Below are 20,214 nucleotides of genomic sequence, written 5' to 3' on the forward strand. Positions count from 1 at the left end.
CGGGTTAACAATTCGTGCTCTTAATAATACCAGGCATATCAGGCTGATGAACGTAAAAAACGTTTTACATCAGTAAGATTATTATATACTGTAAATATAAACAGTGGTTATGTGTACAGTATTGCTTGTGGTGTCATAGGAGGAAAGATGCAGGACTATTTTTTGGAGTCTTTGAAGCTCCAGCGCATTGATTTTTTTCTTAAGCTTGTAGCGGCTAGTGAGTGTAGTGATGAAGAGAAGGGGCTGGCCCTGCAGTGGGTTTCTGAACTGACAGATGAACTCATGGCAAAAATCAGAACCCACGAATACAACCGCTCAATGGATGTCATCAATTGAGGTGACTTTTATGCGCATTGAAATAATGATCGATAAAGAGCAGAAGATTAGCCAGTCTACCCTGGACGCCCTTGAATCCGAGCTTTACCGCAATCTGCGCCCCCTGTATCCCAAAACGGTAATTCGTATCCGCAAAGGTAGCTCTAACGGTGTGGAACTGACCGGATTGCAACTGGATGAAGAAAGAAAACAAGTGATGAAAATTATGCAGAAGGTGTGGGAAGACGACAGCTGGCTACATTGATTTTGTCAATAGACGCTTGTTTTTACTAATCAAAAAGGGTTACATATGAGTGAGAGGCGATGTCAATCAGATATCGCCTTGTTTTTCGTCAAGAAAAGAATAATAGGCTAAAAATGAAAATTAATAATGTAGCGTTAACAATATCTCTTGCTGTAATCCTAACTGGTTGCGTGCCACATGCTTCTAACCGAAATATCACTGCTATTGAAGTGGTGAAGCCTGCTATTGGGCAAAGTGCTACCGCCTACATGGGCGATCCCATTATCACATCTGCTACTGGATTTAAAACGGACGTACTAGAACTTGGTGCGGCTAATGGTGCATTGTCTTCTATCGCTGCTGGTACATATTGCAGTGAGGGGAATGGAATTTACCGCAATTATCATAACCCTCAAGCTGTTGCGTTAAAAAATCTCTATGGGCAAATCGGTAACTATGTTGATTATGTTAGTTACGATGCTGCAAAAAATGAGATATCACCGCCAAATGGCACTTCTTATACTGCATCAGAAATTTCTATCAAACGTGTTCCTGATGGACTGTGTCGAGTGAGTAACTCATTGGTTAAGACTATCGAATACAATGGAAATGCAGGCGGTGTAATGAAGTTCACCTATCGTGAATTTGCAAACGATATGGCTCGTGCAGCATTTACAACAGATTTTTCTGTAGATTCTAAGGGAAGTGATGTTATCGCTTACAAAGGTGCCAAGTTCAAAGTGAACAAGGCTGATAACTCGTCTATTTCTTATACAATTATTTCTGGCTTTGACAAGGCTGTCACGTTCTAGGTTTCACGCTTACGGACTATGTTACGATTTTGCACATTCTGCATAAACGCGCATGTCTATGCTGCATGAGATCGCATGATCGTTTGAGGATCTTTTGTGTTAAGGCCCGCCAGTTCTGGCGGGCTTTTGCGTAGATCATGCAGGTGCATGAAAACCACTACATAAAGCGGGCAGGCGTGGCGGGGATACGAGCGCGCGCTGATATGAAAATCTGAACAAAATTTTACAAAAGTGGTATCTTTTTGTTGCTACCATCATTTTTGATGGTAACTTAAACTTTTTAAGTTTTTATATTATTAAATACTACCCAAAAAGAAGGATTTTGTTTCATGGCTGAACTATTACCACAAACAACTTCTATACAAACCATTTATTCATGGTTTACTGAAGGTAAGATATTTGTTAATAGACGTTATCAAAGAAAATTAGTTTGGACTGCAATAGAGAAACAAAAATTAATTGAGTCTATACAAAAAAAATATCCAATTCCTGCAGTTCTTCTTGCGGAAAGGGAAAATGATCCTGGTACATATGAAATAATAGATGGTCTGCAAAGATTACATGCAATAATGTCTTTCATCGAAACAGGATATGAATCACTTGATGGAAAGCGTTTTAATCTGGATGCTTTTCCAACCGCGAAAAATCGAGCAGATGAAGGTAAGTTTACTGCGGTCAAAGCTGATGATCTTTTAAGTCAGCGCGAGGTTACTCAGTTATTGGATTATTCTCTTGCCATGTCCATTATGCGTAATGCAACTGAGAACGAAATAAATGATGTTTTTGATAGAATTAATACATACGGACATAGACTTAGTGATCAAGAAAGGCGTCAGGCTGGTATACAAAATAAATTTTCAAATATGGTTAGAGATATTGCCTGTTCCATTAGGGGGGATGTATCTGACGACATATTGCTTTTAGAGCAAATGCCATCTATTAGTATTGATTTGCCGCTAACTAAACATGGGTATCAAATTCAATCGGAAGAAGTATTTTGGGTAAAACATGGGATTTTACGTTCAACAGATCTTCGTGACAGTATGGATGAGCAATGCATTGCAGATATAGCAGCTTGTATTGTTGGTGGTAAGTTAATAGATCGTTCCAAAGATGCGCTTGATCAGATTTATAATAATGAAGATGATGAGTATAGCCGTATTAGCTCTGCTATTAATGTTTATGGTGAAGGGAAATTTTCAGAAGAGTTTAAGTTCTGTATACAAGAGATAACAAAGGTATGTAATAGTGATGGAGATATTAAACTCAGGGATTTAATCTTTACTAAACGTACTACAAATGCATTTCCAGCGATATTTGCTGTGTTATTTATTGCATTTCACGAATTACTTATTAAAGAAAACAAGAAGATTAATAATTATAAAGGTATAAAAGATAATCTTAATAATATAGTTACTCGACTGGATACTAAAAGATCAGCTACAGGCGGGGAAGAAAGAAGAAAGAATATTAATTCTATCATTGGTTTGATTAAAGATAATTTTATTGATAGCGCAGATAGTAGTCATATATATAATTCTCACAATACGGTTGATATCGAGGATATTTTGCGAAGATCTGAAATAGAACTTGCAAACTATGAACTGAAACAGGGTTTGTTGATGTTGGGGGGGGAGCGAACTGTTGATAATGGCATTCATGAGAAAATATTCTCCACAATTTGCGCTATTGCTAACATCGGGAAAGGTAACAAAAACGGTGTGGTTGGTAAGTTATTGATTGGTGTAACAGATAAACCAAGTGATACAAGTAGAGTAAAAGAGCTTGATGATATAGATGCACATATTGTTGGTGAGAGAAGCGTGGTTGGCGTTAAAAGAGAGGCTGTTAAACTCGGTATATCAATGGAGGAGTATTATAGGCGCTTTTGTGATGAGTTAAAAAAATCTGATTTGAGCGAGCCTCTTAAATCACAAGTTGTAAGTTTGATTGACTATAACGACTTTTATGGTTATGGAGTTATAGTTATCACAATCCCACTTCTAGCATCTTATTCTAGTTATAATGGAGATATTTATTATCGTTCTGGCGATAATACAAAAAAAGCAACAGTCATCGAAGCAGCAGATATTGCAACGCGTTTTAAATAAAAAGGCGCCTGCCTAGGCAGGCGTTAGTTATAAACTGGAATCTATAAAATATAATTATCAAATGTGATTATGTTTTCTCCTATCCAACAATTAAACTCTTGCATCCTTTTTTGCAAAGGTAAAAGTTCATTCCGCACAAACACATTTGCCGCCTTCTCCACATCCCCAAACCCACCAACATTGCTAGGCATAATCCCCATCATCTGCGGCGGCACGCGATGCGCTGCCATCATGTCATCGCGGCTCACGTTCTTGATGTTCAGAAACTCATCCTTTGCCGCCACCTCTGACAGAGGGATTATCTGAATCCCGTCCTTTTTGCCGTTGGGCGAGTACATAAACAGGTTGCGGAAGTTGCCCGGTCCTTTGGCGCTTTTCATAGCCTGGCGGATGTTGTTCACGTCCTCCTGGTTCTGCGCTGCGTCGGTCATGTACATGATAAATCCCGCATGGCTGCCGTTGATGTAGTACTTCCGGCGGAACAGCGTGGCAGACTCGTTTAGCAGGGCTGATGGAATGGCAGAAAGGTAACCCGGTAGTCCATAGATCTCCTGGTTAATGTCCGGTTCCATCAGGTGAAAGATGCTGCCTTTGGTGAACTCGTAGGGCTGCGTGGTCATGCCATACTGCACAAACCAGTAGGTATCGAGATCCACGCCCCGGCGGGTGTATTTCGCCAGCGACGGCTCCAGAGACAGAATGCCGCCAAGGCGGTTGGTGCGCTTTTCCAGATAAGCATTGCCAAACACCAGATAATCCTGCACAAAGCGGCTGAAAGCCTGCTGGCTCAGGAGTGGATGCGGGATAAAGGTGCTGGTCAAAATATTGCGTTTAACGGCAATCGGTGAGCTGTGGTGCACGGCGGCACGGTAGGTGCGAGCCAGCCCGTCAAAGCTGACCGGCGGTTCATACCATCTGTCCATCTGCACACATTCCACATAGTCCAATAGTTCGCGGCGGTCCAGAACCGGGATCGGGTCGCCAAAGCTGAATGCTTCTGCAGAGGTGCCGCTGTTGTTCTTAACTGGAGTGCGGTTTTTCTTATTCTTACCCATCAAAAAATCTCCACAATATTGCTGGTATTGGCGGATTCGCCCTGCAGCGGTTCGTTAAACAGTGCGTGCATTGTTGCCCAGGCCAAATCTGCGTGGCTGGCTTCTTCGCTGCGGCTGGCTTCGTAGGTGGGGCGGTTGCCGCTGGCGGTGGTGGCGCGGCGGATTGCCATGAAAGACTGCGCAATGTCGGTGTGTCCGGCGTCAAACTCCAGACGGCGGTGGCTGATAATGTCGTAGGCCTTGAGCACCAGGGCGTTTTTGACGTTGGGGTTGTAGACAAACTCCCGGACCGCGGGAAAGAACGCTTTTACGTTCTCATAAACACCGTGCCCGACGCCGGTCGAGTCGATGCCGATATAGGTCACGTTGTACTGCTGCGTCAGCTTTTTGATCGCGTCCGCCTGGGCGCGGAAGTCCATCCCGCGCCACTGATGACGCTCCAGAATACGGAACTTCCCGCCCGGTACAGTGGGCGGTGCCATTACCACGCAGCCTGCGCTGTCACCGTTCTGCGTACCTTTCGCCGGGTCGTAACCGATCCAAACTTCCCGCCAGCCAAACGGGCGCAGCGCCAGCGCCTGAAAATCAGTCCAGACTTCCCAGCTGTCCACCATGCACGCCTGCAGCTCGCTGAGCGGGAATACTGACGCCAGATCGTCAATAAATTCGCACATCAGCAGGTTCTGGTATTCGTCCGGGCTGTACTCCATGCGCAGCTGGTCGAGGTCGAACAGGTTACAGCCGCCGCGCACCGCATCTTCCACGGTGACGATCTGGCGGTACTGTCCGTCAGGGCAGAGCAGGCCGCGCGCAAGGTTGCTGTGGGTCAGGTCAATATCCACCTTGTCCGCTTTGGCACGGCCCCGGTTAAACAGCGCGCCGGACCAGAACGGATACGCGCTGTGCGTCAGGCTGGACGGCGTGGAAAAGTAGGTTTGTCGCCATTTCTTGTGAATGGCCATCCCGGAGGCAACCTTGCGCAGCTCCTGGAATTTCGGTATCCAGAAATACTCATCAAGGTACAGGTTGCCGTGGTAACTCTGCGCCGTGCGGGCGTTGGTGCCGAGAAAGTACAAGGCTGCGCCATTGGGCAGCACCATCGGATCGCCTTTCAGCTCCACATCAACCTCTTTTGCAAAGTCGATGATGTACTGCTTAAAGACGTGTGCCTGGGCCTTACTGGCAGAAAGGAAAATCTGGTTGCGTCCGGTCAGCAGGGCGTCAATCAATGCTTCACGGGCAAAATAAAACGTGGCACCAATCTGGCGCGACTTGAGCAGATTGCGGATGCGGTTTGTTTTCCCGGCTTCAAACCAGTGGCGTTGATAGTCGAACATAGAGGCGTGGAAGACTTCTTCCAGCTTTTCGATCTGTTCGTCGGTGAAAACGTTCTTTTCCGGCTGCCTGCGCGGACCTTTGTTACGGTTGGCTACTTTCGGGTTTAAATCAGCTTCGTTCCCGCCGTCGTTAAATTTGCCGATCCGGGCGTGGCGCTCTGACTGGCGCGCCAGCAGGTCAATTTCCTTGAAGTCTTTCCCTTCTTTCTGCTCCTTCATGATGAGCTGGCAGTAACGTGCGGCGGTGGTGAGCTGCATCTGATCCAGCGGCCCATAGTCGCCCCACTTGTCGCGTTTTTTCCAGCTGTGAACGGTTGCAACTTTTTCGCCCAGCATTTCAGCAATGCGGGCTACGCGGTATCCCTGAAAGTACAGCAGCATGGCCTGCCGACGGGGATCGAGGTCTGCGGGGGTCAGTGTCGTGTTCATGGCCCAAACATACGGCCTTGTATGGCGGCTTTCCCCGGCTGCGTTTTGTGTGGTTTACCGTACAAATACAGCGCGTTGTCTCACTCCCCCCATCACCGCAAACATAAGGCTCCAGTAAGTTATTTCTAACGGAGCACGGCTCATGACAGTGAAAGCAAAGCGTTTCCGTATCGGGGTGGAAGGTGCCACCACTGACGGGCGCGAGATCCAGCGTGAATGGCTGGTACAGATGGCTGCCAGCTACAACCCGACGGTCTATACCGCGCTGATTAACCTTGAGCACATCAAGTCTTATCTGCCGGAGAGCACGTTTAACCGCTATGGCAGGGTGACGGGGCTGGTTGCAGAAGAAATCCAGGACGGCCCGCTGGCGGGCAAGATGGCACTTTATGCCGATATCGAACCCACTGACGCCCTGGTGGATCTGGTGAAAAAAGGCCAGAAGCTTTTCACCTCCATGGAGGTCAGCACTAAGTTTGCCGACACCGGCAAAGCCTACCTTGTGGGGCTGGGGGCGACAGACGATCCTGCGAGCCTTGGCACCGAAATGCTGGCTTTCAGCGCCAGCGCCGCACATAACCCGCTGGCAAACCGTAAGCAGAACCCTGAAAACCTGTTTTCGGAAGCGGTTGAAACGCTGATCGAACTTGAAGAAGCCCAGGACGAAAAGCCATCCCTCTTTGCCCGCGTCACCGCGCTGTTCACCAAAAAAGAGCAGACCGACGATGCGCGATTCTCTGATGTGCATAAAGCCGTGGAGCTGGTCGCTACTGAGCAGCAGATCCTGAGCGAGCGCACTGATAAATCCCTGTCCGATCAGGACCAGCGCCTTTCTGAGCTGGAGTCCTCCCTGCAGGAGCAGCAGACCGCCTTTGCCGAGTTACAGCAGCAGCTGAGCCGTGAAGACAGCCGCAAAGATTACCGCCAGCGCGCGCCGGGCGGTGACGCACCGGCAGGCACCCTGACCAATTGCTGATGGAGCATAAAACCCGATGAAAAAGAAAACCCGCTTTGCCTTTAACGCTTACCTGCAGCAACTGGCGCGCCTGAACGGTGTGGAAGTTGAAGAACTGTCCAGCAAGTTTACCGTGGAGCCGTCCGTGCAGCAGACGCTGGAAGACCAGATCCAGCAGTCCGCCGCTTTCCTGACGCTGATTAACATCACGCCGGTCACTGAGCAGTCAGGACAGTTGCTGGGGCTGGGCGTGGGCAGCACCATTGCCGGAACCACCGATACCACCACCAAAGAGCGTGAGCCTACCGATCCGACGCTGATGGAAGACGTGGAATACAAATGCGAGCAGACCAACTTTGATACGGTGCTGACCTACGCAAAACTGGACCTGTGGGCGAAATTCCAGGACTTCCAGGTGCGTATTCGCAACGCCATCGTCAAGCGTCAGGCGCTGGACCGCATCATGATCGGCTTTAACGGCGTGAAGCGCGCCAAAACCTCCAACCGTGCTGAAAACCCGCTGCTGCAGGACGTCAATAAAGGCTGGCTGCAGAAAATCCGCGAAGACGCGCCGGATCACGTCATGGGCAGCAAAACCGCAGAAGACGGCACCACTACTGCAGAACCGGTAAAAGTAGGTCCGGGTGGTAAGTATGTAAATCTTGACGCGGTGGTGATGGATACCGTCAACGAGCTGATCGATGTGGAGTATCAGGATGATGACGAACTGGTTGTTGTCTGCGGACGTGAACTGCTGTCTGACAAGTATTTCCCGCTGGTCAACAAAGAGCAGGACAACAGCGAGAAAATCGCCGCCGATCTGATCATCAGCCAGAAACGCATGGGCGGCCTGCAGGCTGTGCGCGCGCCTTTCTTCCCAGCAAATGCCCTGCTGATCACCCGTCTGGATAACCTGTCCATCTACTGGCAGGAAGACACCCGCCGCCGTTCAGTTATCGACAACCCGAAACGCGACCGGATTGAAAACTTTGAATCCGTCAACGAGGCGTATGTGGTCGAGGACTACCGCTGCGCGGCGCTGGTAGAAAACATCGAAATCGGTGATTTCAGCGCGCCTGCCGCACCGGAAGGTGGGGAGTAACGCATGAGCCTGAGTCCCGCACGGCAGCACCGCCTGCGCATTCAGGCCGAACAGGCCGCCCGTGAGGGCGGCAGTGTTCGCCATGCGTCGGGCTATGACCTGATGCTGCTGCAGCTGGCAGAAGACCGCCGCCGCCTCAAGGGCGTCCAGTCCACGGTGAAAAAGGCGGAAATCAAGGTGGAGCTGCTGCCGAAATATTCTGCCTGGGCAGAGGGCGTGCTGGCTGCCGAAGGCGCGCAGCAGGATGACGTGCTGATGTACGTGATGCTGTGGCGTATCGACGCCGGTGATTATGCCGGTGCGCTGGAAATCGGGCGTCATGCGCTGCGCCATGGCTGGGTTATGCCGCTGGGCAACCGTAACGTGCAGACCGTGCTGGCAGAAGAAATGGCAGACGCGGCGCAAAGCGCTCTGCTTGCTGCTGCCGGTTTTGATGCCGATCTGCTTCTGCAGACGCTGGACCTGACAACCGATCTGGATATGCCGGACCAGTCGCGGGCGCGACTGCATAAAGCCATCGGCGCTGTACTGAGCGAAAGCAACCCGGCGTCTGCCCTGAATCACCTTACCCATGCGCTGCAGCTTGATCCCCGCTGCGGTGTGAAAAAAGAAAAGCAGCAGCTGGAGCGCAGACTGCGCAATGACAGCCGCTAAAGAACGTGCCCCGCGCACGGGCGGCACGGGATGGCGAAAGGCACTGCCACATCAAAATTCCGTCCACCGCCCACTTATTCAGGAGAAAGCCGCATGAAGTTTGTTGCGCCCGAACAGGTGCCGGAACAGGCGGAGGTCATCAAAAATACGCCGTTCTGGCCTGATGTGGACCTGTCGGAATTTCGCAGTGTGATGCGAACTGACGGCACGGTGACGCAGCCGCGTTTAAAGCAGGTTGTGCTGACGGCTATTTCTGAGGTTAACGCTGAGCTGTACGACTTCCGCAACCGCCAGCAATTGCTGGGCTACCGGGCACTGGCTGAGGTTCCGGCGGATATGCTGGACGGCAAAAGCGAGCGTATCCGGCACTACCACAACGCCGTTTTTTGCTGGGCGCGTGCTGTGCTCAATGAGCGTTATCAGGACTATGACGCCACGGCGTCAGGCGTGAAGCGAGGGGAGGAGCTGGCGGAGGCCAGCGGCGATCTGTGGCGTGATGCCCGCTGGGCTATCAGCCGGGTGCAGGATGCGCCGCACTGTACGGTGGAGCTTATCTGATGAAAGTGCGTGCGCATCAGTATGACACGGTGGACGCGCTTTGCTGGCGTCATTACGGGCGCACGCAGGGTGTCACTGAGCAGGTTCTGCAGGCAAATCCGGGGCTGGCTGAGTACGGCCCATTTTTACCGCACGGGCTGCAGGTGGAGCTGCCGGACATTACGGCGTCAACCACGGCGCAGACCGTCCAGCTATGGGACTGAATTATGACGCTTGAACGAATCAGCGCCTTTATCACTTACTGCATCGCCGTGCTGCTGGCATGGCTGGGCGATCTGTCGCTCAAGGACGCGTCAACGGTTGGCGGCGTACTGATTGGTGTGCTGATGCTGGCTATCAACTGGTACTACAAACACCAGTCTTTCAAATTGTTACGTGGCGGCAAAATTTCGCGGGGGGAATATGAATCCTTCAATCGTTAAGCGCTGCATTGTTGGGGCGGTGCTGGCTATCGCCGCCACGCTGCCCGGTTTCCAGTCGCTTCATACCTCCGTTGAGGGGCTGAAACTGATTGCCGATTACGAGGGATGCCGCCTGCAGCCTTATCAGTGCAGCGCAGGTGTCTGGACTGACGGGATCGGTAATACGTCCGGTGTGGTGCCGGGAAAAACCATAACGGAGCGGCAGGCGGCGCAGGGACTTATCACCAACGTGCTGCGCGTGGAGCGGGCGCTGGAAAAATGTGTGGTGCAGCCGGTGCCGCAAAAGGTCTATGACGCGGTGGTGTCGTTTGCTTTCAACGTGGGCACCGGCAACGCCTGTAGCTCCACGCTGGTTAAGTTGCTGAATCAGCGGCGCTGGGCGGATGCCTGCCATCAGCTGCCGCGCTGGGTATATGTCAAAGGTGTGTTTAATCAGGGGCTGGACAACCGCCGCGCGCGGGAAATGGCCTGGTGCTTAAAAGGAGTATAGCGAAATGAAATGGTTAAAAAGTTACTGGCTGCCGCTCTCGGTTCTGGCGCTCCTTGTGATGGTTGATGTGAATTTCCCGGCATCTCATGCGCTTTTCCCACTGGCGCTGGTTATGTGGTTTGAGTATGCCGCTTTTTCACTGGTTTGTTTTGCTGGTTTGTACTCCTGCACCCTGACGGGGAGTGATCGGCTACGCGTCCGTCAGTTGCTCAGCAGGGTGCTGGGGCTAATGGATAAAGTACCTCTCACCTGGTATCAGCGTCTCGCTCTTGCCTTTGTCATGTTGCTTGCCGGATGGAAGCTCACGGGGATGGTGTGTGTTTTTACAGTAGCCATGAGCTTAGCAATAAAAGATGAGCTAAAGGCACTGCGGGAATGAATCGTTTACTGGCAGTGGTTCTGGCGCTGGTACTTGCGGCGCTGGGCTGGCAGTCGTGGCGGCTTAACAATGCCAGCCACACCATCGAGACGCAGGGCGCGGTGCTGAAAAGCAAAACGCAGGAGCTGACGAAGAAAAACAGCCAGCTGATCGGCCTGTCCATTCTGACCGAAACCAACAGCCGGGAGCAGGCGCGGCTTTATGCGGCAGCGGAACAGACCACCGCACTTCTGCGCAGCCGCCAGCACCGGATCGAGGAACTGAAACGTGAAAATGAGGATTTGCGCCGCTGGGCTGATACTCCTTTGCCTGCTGACATTATCCGGCTGCGGGAGCGTCCGGCCCTCGCCGGAGGTGCAGCTTACCGTGAGTGGCTGTCCCAGAGTGACGCAGTGCCGTCTGGAAAGGTCAGCGCCGCGCAGTAACGGCGATCTGAACGCGGTGCTAGATGAAACCGAGGCCGCCTGGGCGGTCTGTGCTGACAAAGTGGACACGATTATTGCGTGTCAGGAGCGAGACAGTGAACAAACCGCAGTCCTTACGCAGCGCCCTGAATAAAGCGGTTGCTTATGTCCGCGACAACCCGGACAAGCTGCACCTTTTCGTTGATAACGGCTCAATGGTGGCAACCGGTGCCAGCTCCATGTCATGGGAATACCGCTACACCCTGAACGTGGTGATCGAGGATTTCAGCGGCGACCAGAATCTGCTGATGGCTCCTGTGCTGCTGTGGCTAAGTGACAACCAGCCGGATGCTATCAATAACCCGGAGCTGCGCGAAAAACTGTTCACCTTTGAAGTGGATATTCTGCGCAACGATGTGTGCGATATCAGCCTGAACCTGCAACTGACGGAGCGCGTGCTGGTCAGCACTAACGGCAGCGTGTCAAGCGTTGAAGCGGTGCCGGAGCCGGACGAACCCGAAGAAATGTGGACGGTGAAACGTGGATGAGCTGCAGAAGGTGGATGACTGGCTGACGGCGCTGCTGGCGAATCTGGAGCCTGCCGCACGCAACCGTATGTTGCGGCAACTGGCGCAACAGCTGCGCCGGACGCAGCAGCAGAACATCAGGCTGCAGCGTAATCCTGACGGCAGCGGCTATGAGCCGCGCAGGGTGACAGCCCGCAGCAAGAAGGGACGTATCAAACGCCAGATGTTTACAAAGCTTCGCACCACAAAATACCTGAAAACCGCCGCCAGTGCGGACTCCGCCAGCGTGCAGTTTGATGGCAAGGTGCAGCGCATTGCCCGTGTTCACCATTACGGCCTGCGTGATCGCGTCAGCCGAAAAGGCCCGGAGGTCCGCTACGCAGAGCGCCGCCTTTTGGGCGTGAATGATGAGGTGGAAACCATCACCCGTGACACTCTGCTGCGCTGGCTGGCGGGGTGATCTTTGTGCCACTGCTGGCACAAGCGCCCGCGCTGCCTCCCTTTTCCCTCTGATGGCAACCTTTCGTTATGAATGCACAACTGACCGAAATCATGCGCCTTATCACCAACCTGATCCGCACCGGCACCGTGACCGAAGTGGACCGGGAAAACTGGTTGTGCCGGGTGAAAGTGGGCTCGCTTGAAACTAACTGGATTAACTGGCTGACGTTGCGTGCCGGTGGTGCCCGTACATGGTGGTGCCCGTCGCCGGATGAGCAGGTGGTGGTGCTGAGCATGGGCGGCAATCTGGAAACCGCTTTTGTGCTGCCCGCCATCTACTCCAATCAGTTTGCGCCGCCGTCGGATTCTGTGGACGGCTGCGTGACGGAGTACCCGGACGGGGGCTGGTTTGAGTACGAACCCGCCACCGGGCGGTGGCATGTCCGGGGTATCAAATCCATGGTGATCGAGGCGGCGGACAATATCACCCTAAAAACCGGTGAGTTTGTGGTGGAGGCTGACACAACACGCATTAACAGCGAGGTGGTGATCAACGGCGGCGTCACCCAGGGCGGCGGCGCAATGAGTTCTAACGGGGTCGTGATGGATAAACACGGTCACACTGGCGTTAAGTCAGGCGGGGATACATCGGGAGGTCCGGTATGACGTTGTATATCGGTATGAGCAGGAATGACGGGCAGGTCATTGCAGATACCGACCATCTGCGCCAGTCGGTGCGGGATATTCTGCTGACGCCGCAGGGCAGTCGTCTTGCTCGCCGGGAATATGGCTCCCTACTGTCAGCCCTGATTGACCAGCCGCAGAACCCGGCACTGCGCCTGCAGATTATGTCTGCGGTCTATGTGGCGCTGAACCGCTGGGAGCCGCGCCTCACGCTGGACTCCATCATCATCAGCAGCAATTTTGATGGCTCCATGGTGGTTGAGCTTACCGGGCAGCGCAACAACGGCGCGCCGGTTTCCCTTTCCGTATCAACAGGAGCAGACAATGGCAGTGATTGACCTTTCCCAGTTGCCTGCGCCGCAGATAGTGGACGTGCCGGATTTTGAGACGCTGCTGGCTGAGCGCAAGGCCGCTTTTGTGCTCCTTTATCCGGCGGATGAACAGGACGCGGTGCGACGCACACTGGCGCTGGAATCTGAACCCGTCACCAAGCTGCTGCAGGAAAGCACATACCGCGAAATCCTGCTGCGCCAGCGTATTAACGAGGCTGCGCAGGCGGTCATGGTGGCCTATTCGATAGGAAATGATCTTGAGCAGCTGGCAGCCAACTGCAACGTGAAACGTCTGACGGTAGTGCCTGCTGATAATGATGCAGTACCGCCGGTCGCAGCAGTGATGGAAGATGATGAGGCGCTGCGCCAGCGCATCCCTGCAGCATTTGAGGGACTGTCCGTTGCTGGCCCGACGGGAGCCTATGAATTTCACGCCAGAAGTGCGGACGGACGTGTGGCAGATGCCAGCGCAACCAGTCCGGCCCCTGCTGAGGTGGTACTTACCGTACTGAGCCGGGAGGGTGACGGTACAGCAGTAAAAGACCTGCTGGATGTGGTTGAAAAAGCCCTGAACAGTGAGAGTGTACGCCCGGTGGCTGACCGTCTGACGGTTCGTAGTGCGGAGATCATACCGTACCGGGTGGAGGCTACCATTTTTCTTTATCCGGGGCCGGAAGCGGAGCCTGTTATGGCGGCGGCAAAAGCCAGCCTGCAGAAGTACATCGCCAGTCAGACGAGGCTGGGACGTGATATCCGCCGCAGCGCCATTTATGCCGCGTTGCACGTGGAGGGCGTCCAGCGTGTGGAGCTTACGTCCCCTCTGGAGGATGTGGTGCTGGATAAGACACAGGCGGCATTCTGTATCGAATGGCGCGTTACCAACGGGGGCACGGATGAATAGTCTGTTGCCGCCGGGTTCGTCGCCGCTTGAGCGCCGACTGGCGCAGACCTGCAGCGGGATTTCTGATCTGCAGGTATCGCTGCGTGATTTGTGGAACCCGGCAACCTGCCCGATCAGATTCCTTCCTTATCTGGCCTGGGCGTTTTCCGTTGACCGCTGGGATGAAAGCTGGACAGAAAACGTCAAACGCCGTGTGGTGCAGGATGCTTTCTATATCCATCAGCATAAAGGAACAATCAGCGCCGTGCGGCGTGTGGTTGAGCCGTTCGGCTTCCTGATCCGCATCATTGAGTGGTGGCAGACCGGCGAAACGCCGGGGACGTTCCGTCTGGATATTGGCGTACAGGATCATGGTATCACCGAAGACACCTATCTGGAGCTTGAGCGCCTGATAAGCGATGCCAAACCATGCAGCCGCCACATGACAGGTATGTCCATTAATATGCAGACCAGCGGCCCTTACTGGGTTGGCGCAGCCAGCTACCTTGGCGAAGAAATCACGGTATATCCGTATATCAATGAAACGATTGTTTCCGGCGGCACCGCACATGAAGGCGGGGCAGTCCATGTTATTGACACAATGAGAGTGAATCCATGAGCGCAAAATTTTATACCCTGCTGACGGAGATCGGCGCGGCGAAACTGGCAAGCGCCGCCGCGCTCGGTGTCCCGCTGAAAATTACCCATATGGCGGTGGGAGACGGTGGCGGTGTGCTGCCCACACCCAGCGCACAACAGACCGCGTTAGTTGCTGAGAGGCGCCGCGCAGCGCTGAATATGTTGTATATCGACCCGCAGAACAACAGCCAGATTATTGCTGAGCAGGTAATCCCAGAAACTGAGGGCGGGTGGTGGATTCGTGAAGTTGGCCTGTTTGATGAAACCGGTGCGCTGATCGCTGTGGGTAACTGCCCTGAGAGCTACAAGCCGCAGCTGACAGAAGGGAGCGGACGTACGCAGACCGTGCGCATGGTACTGATTACCAGCAGCACCGATAACATCACCCTGAAAATTGACCCTGCAGTAGTGCTGGCAACCCGTAAATATGTGGATGATAAGGCGCTGGAGCTGAAGGTATATGTAGACGACCTGATGGCAAAGCATCTTGCTGCGCCGGACCCGCATTCACAGTATGCGCAGAAGGACAGCCCGACACTCACAGGGATTCCAAAGGTACCGACGCCAGCGGCGGGTAACAGCACTAAACAGATTGCGAACACGGAATTTGTGGCATCGTCTATTGCGGCAATGGTGGATTCTGCGCCTGCAGCACTGGATACGCTGAACGAGCTGGCAGCGGCTCTGGGGAATGACCCGAACTTTGCCACGACGATGATAAACGCTCTGGCTGGAAAGCAACCGCTGGACAATACACTGACGAATTTAAGCGGAAAAGATATCGCCGGCCTTCTCACATACCTCGGTTTAGGCGAAACAGCAAAGCAAGCTGCGGGCGCAGTCCAGAAAACTGGCGATGAGATAAGCGGGAAGTTAACCCTGCCACAGACATCTTCCTTCGGCGTGAATACTAATAACACACTGGGCGGTAGTTCCATCGCTATTGGTGATAACGATACCGGCTTTAAACAGAATGGTGACGGGATACTGGATACGTTTGCGAATAGCCAGCACACCGTTCGTGTCGCTCCCGGTGAAATGATGGTTCTGGGAGCTATTCGCGCAGGCAAAGAAAAAAAACTGTCACTGACGAGTAATAATAATTCGACAATGACAGCCACGTTTAATTTATGGGGCGACGCAAACAGGCCTACAGTGATTGAACTGGACGACGACCAGGGATGGCATTTATACAGCCAGCGAAATCCTGATGGTTCGATTGTCTTTACGGTCAATGGCGATATCACCGCTAACACGCTTCGTGCAGGCGGGGCCATCTATCAGAATAACGGCGACATCTTTGGTTCTGTCTGGGGGAATAGCTGGCTGAGTCTGTGGATTAATAATAATTTCGTCGCAGATGTTCAGTTAGGGGCTGGCACATCAGTGACTACCTGGAACAATGCAGGTTCCTGGCCTAACACTCCCGGATATGTAGTTACCTCCGTCTGGAAAGATGCACAAGGCGAAAATATTGATGGTATTAATTATGCGCCTTTGCAAAAACGAGTCGGGAATCAGTGGTATACCGTACAAGGGGGAACGGCATAATGAAAAAATATCAGAATATCAAAAATTTCAGACTTATTGACGACCCCGTAAGCAGGGGTAAAACTCAGGCCGAAATAAATATAGGTGCATATTTCCTGGAATCGGAAGACGGGCAGGACTGGTATGAATGTCAGTCATTATTTTCTGATGATACTGCAAAAATTATGTACGATCCTGAAGGGGTTATCTGGGGTGTTGTTAATCAGCCAGTCCCGCAACGTGGAAACACATATGCTGTATCAATGTTGTGGCCGGTTAATATGTCTGTTGCGGAAATAGACGCTGCTGACTGTCCTGATGATTGTCGTGGTGATGGCTCATGGTTGTACAGAGATGGTAAGGTTTTACCCGTTCCGGTGGATTATCAGGCTAAGGCCGAAACCACCCGACAGAAATTACTTAACGATGCAGATAATGCCATTAAGGACTGGCGCACAGAATTAACGTTGGGAATTATCAGTGATGAAAATAAAGCGGCTTTGATTTTGTGGATGAACTATATCAATGTTCTTAAATCGCTTGACTTAACAGACGTTTCAGATGAGGCCACCTTCACCGCAATCAGGTGGCCTGCATTACCACAATAACGACTACTGGCTGACTGGCTTATCCGGCCAGTCAGGGTTTGAGGTATCCACCCGGTTTACCAGTACGCTGTAGAGTTCCCATGCCTCCAGCCGCTTGATTTCCTCATCTGTAGCCATTTTTAATTTTACCGCTCGCGCCAGTGGCGCAATGACTGACTCTGCCTCAGCAAGAAGTTCCGCTTTTCTGGATTCAGCCTGTGCAACCAGTTCTTCAGGCGTATATTCGCGATGCTCAACCAGTACCGGGCCTCCTTTCCTGTGCTCAATATATTTTCCGTCCACCTGACCCTGCATAAGTCCATGGTAATGTTCATCAGTCAGAGGAATTAGATCAGTCGGGAAATCGCCCGATTCGGTATCCGGCTTGTAGAAAAAACCTTTCTCTTTAAAGCTGTAATAATAATCGCTCATTGATAATTATCTCCCGATCGCAAACCAGGCTACAGGATAGCCATTTACGACATTTCCGTCTGTTGATGCTTTAGTTGCGGCAAAAAACTGGCTTTTACTCACCGGGTATCCAAACGCATTATCCACTGAACCTCCCTGCTGATTAGTGTTGGTGACAAATACAGCAAAACAGGATGTCGGAAACTCTCGCGGGAAATTGTAGGTTCCGTTTGAGCTACCAAGTGTCCCCCATTGCATTATAAACCCGGTGCTTTCGTCACGAACCCAGCCATAATCACCGAGGCTGGCAGTATTTTTACGGTTGTAATTATTAATAAGGAAGTCATTCAGCCAGCCACCCCACACATCACCATATAAATTACCATCAGGACCAACACGGCTTTTACCGCTCAATAAAATTTCTGTAGCAGTAATCCTGCCCGGTGCGCGAAATTCTCCGGTTGCAACATCAAATACCCATATTTTATCGTTAACATCAAAGTCTGTTTTTGCATGAATTGCAATTTGTGGGAAATTAGTATTCCCACTAGTTAATATTCCGAAAGAGGCGGCTACAGGATAGCCAGACTCCAGTGAGACCTTTCCTTTCAGGAGCGGGAAAAAATTATTATCATTATTCTGACGGTGAACCATTGGTACACTAAACGGTGCTTCACTGCTTAACTGACCAGAAAATCCCCCCGCCCCCTCCGGCCAGTTATTATCAACAAGAGCCTGAAAATTTTTAGTCAGCATCTTTTTACTGTGCTGCAATTCATTTTCATTAAAATATCCTGCCAGCACGTTGTTAGCCATAAATGCCAGATTACCGTCGCCGTTCCCTTTGAGCCCGGTATCGTTATCACCGATAGCGATGGAACTACCGCCCAGTGTGTTGTTAGTATTCACGCCGAAGGAAGATGTCTGTGGCAGGGTTAACTTCCCGCTCATCTCATCGCCAGTTTTCTGGACTGCGCCCGCAGCTTGCTTTGCTGTTTCGCCTAAACCGAGGTTTATGAAAATGCAGAAAACGGTCGTAAATGGCATGATCCCAGCCTTTTGCGAGGGGGCCTGTTGTGCAAATTGGCTATGTACGGGTGTCAACAAATGACCAGAACACTGATTTACAGCGAAACGCGCTGAATTGCGCAGGATGTGAACTGATTTTTGAAGACAAAATAAGCGGGACCAAAGCAGAAAGACCAGGGTTAAAAAAGTTACTCAGGACGTTATCAGAAGGGGACACGCTGGTTGTATGGAAGCTCGATCGTCTGGGGCGCAGTATGCGTCATCTGGTCGTTCTGGTAGAGGAGCTACGGGAGCGTGGCATTAATTTCCGCAGTCTTACGGATAGCATAGATACTTCCACACCAATGGGGCGTTTCTTTTTCCATATCATGGGCGCACTCGCTGAAATGGAGAGGGAATTAATTGTGGAAAGAACCCGCGCCGGACTTGCCGCTGCGAGGGCGCAAGGGCGAGTCGGTGGCAGGCGTCCAAAGCTCACTCCGGAGCAATGGGAGCAGGCCGGACGGTTGCTTGCCGCCGGTGAAACTCGTCATCGTGTTGGATTGCTTTTTGATGTTAGCATTTCCACTCTTTACAAGAAATTCCCTGTAAATCAGTCGCGTTGAAAGTGGCGATATTGTACCAGCACTGACACATCGTGAAATACGTGCGCCGCACGCCTGGCAACCAGAACATAAGGTATCCCTGTCAACCGGAGAGACTGCCTTATGGCTCAGGATTACCACCACGGGGTGCGCGTTGTTGAAATCAACGAGGGCACCCGACCTATTACCACGGTGAGCACTGCCATCGTGGGCATGGTCTGCACCGGCGATGATGCTGATGCGTCCGTGTTCCCCCTCAATAAGCCGGTCCTGCTGACTGATGTGCTTACCGCCAGCGGTAAAGCGGGGGAGTCCGGCACGCTGGCCCGCTCGCTGGACGCGATTGCAGATCAGGCAAAACCCGTGACTGTCGTTGTGCGTGTGGCGCAGGGCGAAACCGAAGCGGAAACCACCTCCAATATTATCGGCGGCGTAACTTCCGACGGTAAGAAAACGGGCATGAAAGCGCTACTGTCGGCGCAGTCGCAGCTCGGTATCAAGCCACGCATTCTTGGGGTGCCGGGACATGACACTCAGGCCGTTGCTACTGAACTGCTGGGCGTGGCGCAAAGCTTGCGCGGGTTTGCCTACCTTGCTGCTAATGGCTGCAAAACGGTGGAGGAAGCTATTGCCTATCGCGAGAATTTCAGTCAGCGCGAGGGAATGCTGATCTGGCCTGACTTCATCAACTTTGACACCGTGCTGAAAGCAGACGCGACGGCTTACGCCTCCGCCCGTGCGCTCGGCCTGCGTGCCAAAATCGACGAGCAGATCGGCTGGCATAAAACCCTGTCCAATGTGGGTGTGAACGGTGTCACCGGCATTTCCGCTGATGTGTTCTGGGATCTGCAGGACTCGGCAACCGATGCGGGACTGCTGAACAAAAATGACGTCACCACATTGATCCGCCAAGACGGCTTCCGCTTCTGGGGTTCCCGTTGTCTCAGTGACGATCCGCTGTTTGCCTTTGAGAACTACACCCGCACGGCGCAGGTGCTGGCTGACACTATGGCGGAGGCGCACATGTGGGCGGTAGATGGCGTGCTTAATCCGTCGCTGGCCCGCGACATTATTGAAGGACTACGCGCCAAGATGCGCAGTCTGGTCAACCAGGGATACCTGATTGGTGGTGACTGCTGGCTGGATGAGTCTGTTAACGATAAAGACACCCTTAAAGACGGGAAACTGACCATCGATTATGACTACACGCCGGTGCCTCCACTTGAAAACCTGATGCTGCGCCAGCGCATCACCGATCGTTACCTGGTCGATTTTGCCAGCCGTGTCGCTACATAAGGGGGAA

The 20,214-nt window shown here is 52.2% G+C and carries 28 protein-coding genes; 24 read left to right on the forward strand and 4 right to left on the reverse strand.

Translation table 11 applies throughout. The annotated features are described in order from the left end of the window. The first annotated feature begins 147 nt into the window (after positions 1-147). From ACLJQD_RS20705 to ACLJQD_RS20720, 4 genes are all read left to right on the forward strand, one after another. Positions 148-336, forward strand: coding sequence for a hypothetical protein (locus tag ACLJQD_RS20705; protein ID WP_001154433.1), 189 nt, complete (start codon positions 148-150; stop codon positions 334-336). Between the two features lie 10 nt (positions 337-346). Continuing rightward, positions 347-580 carry a DinI-like family protein gene (locus tag ACLJQD_RS20710; RefSeq protein ID WP_001217575.1) on the forward strand — a complete coding sequence of 78 codons (234 nt, stop codon included), beginning with the start codon at positions 347-349 and terminating at the stop codon, positions 578-580. A 59-nt stretch (positions 581-639) separates the two neighbouring features. Further along, positions 640-1,371, forward strand: coding sequence for a hypothetical protein (locus ACLJQD_RS20715; RefSeq protein ID WP_000027935.1), 732 nt, complete (start codon positions 640-642; stop codon positions 1,369-1,371). Positions 1,372-1,700: 329 nt separating this feature from the next. Beyond that, positions 1,701-3,482 (forward strand): DUF262 domain-containing protein, encoded by a 1,782-nt coding sequence (locus tag ACLJQD_RS20720; RefSeq protein ID WP_000818975.1) that lies wholly within the window; start codon positions 1,701-1,703, stop codon positions 3,480-3,482. Positions 3,483-3,523: 41 nt separating this feature from the next. Here the strand turns inward: ACLJQD_RS20720 and ACLJQD_RS20725 are convergent, their stop codons facing one another. Then, the gene (locus ACLJQD_RS20725) at positions 3,524-4,537 is read right to left on the reverse strand and encodes a phage portal protein (RefSeq protein ID WP_000517631.1); all 1,014 of its coding nucleotides are present in this window, start codon (positions 4,535-4,537) and stop codon (positions 3,524-3,526) included. Then, positions 4,537-6,303: a terminase ATPase subunit family protein gene (locus tag ACLJQD_RS20730; protein WP_001098459.1), complete on the reverse strand. Its 1,767-nt coding sequence runs from the start codon at positions 6,301-6,303 to the stop codon at positions 4,537-4,539. Before ACLJQD_RS20730 ends, ACLJQD_RS20725 begins: the two co-directional genes overlap by 1 nt. 142 nt (positions 6,304-6,445) lie before the next feature. Here ACLJQD_RS20730 and ACLJQD_RS20735 point away from each other — a divergent pair, with 142 nt between their 5' ends. The 18 genes from ACLJQD_RS20735 (at position 6,446) to ACLJQD_RS20820 (ending at position 16,908) form a co-directional block, all read left to right on the forward strand. Beyond that, on the forward strand, positions 6,446-7,279 hold the full coding sequence (locus ACLJQD_RS20735) for a GPO family capsid scaffolding protein (RefSeq protein ID WP_000216269.1): 834 nt from the start codon (positions 6,446-6,448) through the stop codon (positions 7,277-7,279). A gap of 16 nt (positions 7,280-7,295) precedes the next feature. Further along, positions 7,296-8,360, forward strand: a complete 1,065-nt coding sequence (locus tag ACLJQD_RS20740; protein ID WP_000730753.1) for a phage major capsid protein, P2 family — start codon at positions 7,296-7,298, stop codon at positions 8,358-8,360. A 3-nt stretch (positions 8,361-8,363) separates the two neighbouring features. Continuing rightward, entirely contained in the window at positions 8,364-9,014 is a 651-nt protein-coding gene (gpM, locus tag ACLJQD_RS20745; RefSeq protein WP_000059171.1) for a phage terminase small subunit, read from the forward strand. A 93-nt stretch (positions 9,015-9,107) separates the two neighbouring features. Next, a complete protein-coding gene (locus tag ACLJQD_RS20750) occupies positions 9,108-9,572 on the forward strand; it encodes a head completion/stabilization protein (RefSeq protein WP_000673541.1) in 465 nt (154 codons plus the stop codon). Continuing rightward, complete coding sequence (locus ACLJQD_RS20755) at positions 9,572-9,775, forward strand: tail protein X (RefSeq protein WP_000868184.1); 204 nt, start codon at positions 9,572-9,574, stop codon at positions 9,773-9,775. Before ACLJQD_RS20750 ends, ACLJQD_RS20755 begins: the two co-directional genes overlap by 1 nt. A gap of 3 nt (positions 9,776-9,778) precedes the next feature. Then, positions 9,779-9,994, forward strand: coding sequence for an HP1 family phage holin (locus ACLJQD_RS20760; RefSeq protein ID WP_000171565.1), 216 nt, complete (start codon positions 9,779-9,781; stop codon positions 9,992-9,994). Further along, the gene (locus ACLJQD_RS20765) at positions 9,975-10,484 is read left to right on the forward strand and encodes a lysozyme (protein WP_001069891.1); all 510 of its coding nucleotides are present in this window, start codon (positions 9,975-9,977) and stop codon (positions 10,482-10,484) included. Before ACLJQD_RS20760 ends, ACLJQD_RS20765 begins: the two co-directional genes overlap by 20 nt. Before the next feature lie 4 nt (positions 10,485-10,488). Further along, positions 10,489-10,863, forward strand: a complete 375-nt coding sequence (locus ACLJQD_RS20770) for a DNZ54_00345 family protein (RefSeq protein WP_000871620.1) — start codon at positions 10,489-10,491, stop codon at positions 10,861-10,863. Continuing rightward, positions 10,860-11,288: an Rz-like lysis system protein LysB gene (gene lysB / locus ACLJQD_RS20775; protein WP_001648763.1), complete on the forward strand. Its 429-nt coding sequence runs from the start codon at positions 10,860-10,862 to the stop codon at positions 11,286-11,288. The genes ACLJQD_RS20770 and lysB overlap by 4 nt, the downstream gene beginning before the upstream one ends. Next, complete coding sequence (lysC, locus tag ACLJQD_RS20780; protein ID WP_072600794.1) at positions 11,176-11,421, forward strand: Rz1-like lysis system protein LysC; 246 nt, start codon at positions 11,176-11,178, stop codon at positions 11,419-11,421. The genes lysB and lysC overlap by 113 nt, the downstream gene beginning before the upstream one ends. After that, a complete protein-coding gene (locus ACLJQD_RS20785) occupies positions 11,384-11,815 on the forward strand; it encodes a phage tail protein (protein WP_001039964.1) in 432 nt (143 codons plus the stop codon). The genes lysC and ACLJQD_RS20785 overlap by 38 nt, the downstream gene beginning before the upstream one ends. Further along, on the forward strand, positions 11,808-12,254 hold the full coding sequence (locus ACLJQD_RS20790) for a phage virion morphogenesis protein (protein ID WP_000343939.1): 447 nt from the start codon (positions 11,808-11,810) through the stop codon (positions 12,252-12,254). The genes ACLJQD_RS20785 and ACLJQD_RS20790 overlap by 8 nt, the downstream gene beginning before the upstream one ends. A gap of 68 nt (positions 12,255-12,322) precedes the next feature. Then, complete coding sequence (locus ACLJQD_RS20795) at positions 12,323-12,901, forward strand: phage baseplate assembly protein V (protein ID WP_000993750.1); 579 nt, start codon at positions 12,323-12,325, stop codon at positions 12,899-12,901. Further along, on the forward strand, positions 12,898-13,257 hold the full coding sequence (locus tag ACLJQD_RS20800) for a GPW/gp25 family protein (protein ID WP_000177405.1): 360 nt from the start codon (positions 12,898-12,900) through the stop codon (positions 13,255-13,257). The genes ACLJQD_RS20795 and ACLJQD_RS20800 overlap by 4 nt, the downstream gene beginning before the upstream one ends. Further along, the gene (locus ACLJQD_RS20805; RefSeq protein ID WP_000268274.1) at positions 13,244-14,152 is read left to right on the forward strand and encodes a baseplate assembly protein; all 909 of its coding nucleotides are present in this window, start codon (positions 13,244-13,246) and stop codon (positions 14,150-14,152) included. Before ACLJQD_RS20800 ends, ACLJQD_RS20805 begins: the two co-directional genes overlap by 14 nt. After that, positions 14,145-14,750 (forward strand): phage tail protein I, encoded by a 606-nt coding sequence (locus ACLJQD_RS20810; protein ID WP_001086802.1) that lies wholly within the window; start codon positions 14,145-14,147, stop codon positions 14,748-14,750. The genes ACLJQD_RS20805 and ACLJQD_RS20810 overlap by 8 nt, the downstream gene beginning before the upstream one ends. Next, entirely contained in the window at positions 14,747-16,321 is a 1,575-nt protein-coding gene (locus ACLJQD_RS20815; RefSeq protein ID WP_076184968.1) for a phage tail protein, read from the forward strand. Before ACLJQD_RS20810 ends, ACLJQD_RS20815 begins: the two co-directional genes overlap by 4 nt. Then, positions 16,291-16,908 (forward strand): tail fiber assembly protein, encoded by a 618-nt coding sequence (locus ACLJQD_RS20820; RefSeq protein WP_077906433.1) that lies wholly within the window; start codon positions 16,291-16,293, stop codon positions 16,906-16,908. The genes ACLJQD_RS20815 and ACLJQD_RS20820 overlap by 31 nt, the downstream gene beginning before the upstream one ends. A gap of 3 nt (positions 16,909-16,911) precedes the next feature. Here the strand turns inward: ACLJQD_RS20820 and ACLJQD_RS20825 are convergent, their stop codons facing one another. Beyond that, on the reverse strand, positions 16,912-17,319 hold the full coding sequence (locus ACLJQD_RS20825; protein ID WP_001287105.1) for a tail fiber assembly protein: 408 nt from the start codon (positions 17,317-17,319) through the stop codon (positions 16,912-16,914). Positions 17,320-17,325: 6 nt separating this feature from the next. Further along, positions 17,326-18,405 carry a gp53-like domain-containing protein gene (locus tag ACLJQD_RS20830; RefSeq protein ID WP_010989058.1) on the reverse strand — a complete coding sequence of 360 codons (1,080 nt, stop codon included), beginning with the start codon at positions 18,403-18,405 and terminating at the stop codon, positions 17,326-17,328. Here ACLJQD_RS20830 and fin point away from each other — a divergent pair. Next, entirely contained in the window at positions 18,375-18,932 is a 558-nt protein-coding gene (gene fin / locus ACLJQD_RS20835; RefSeq protein ID WP_001165556.1) for a serine-type DNA invertase Fin, read from the forward strand. The two genes, ACLJQD_RS20830 and fin, sit on opposite strands and share 31 nt — an antisense overlap. Before the next feature lie 102 nt (positions 18,933-19,034). After that, entirely contained in the window at positions 19,035-20,207 is a 1,173-nt protein-coding gene (locus ACLJQD_RS20840) for a phage tail sheath protein (RefSeq protein ID WP_000046106.1), read from the forward strand. The last annotated feature ends 7 nt before the right edge of the window (positions 20,208-20,214 follow it).

It is taken from the genome of Salmonella sp. SAL04214, assembly GCF_046550615.1.
Lineage (GTDB): Bacteria > Pseudomonadota > Gammaproteobacteria > Enterobacterales > Enterobacteriaceae > Salmonella > Salmonella enterica.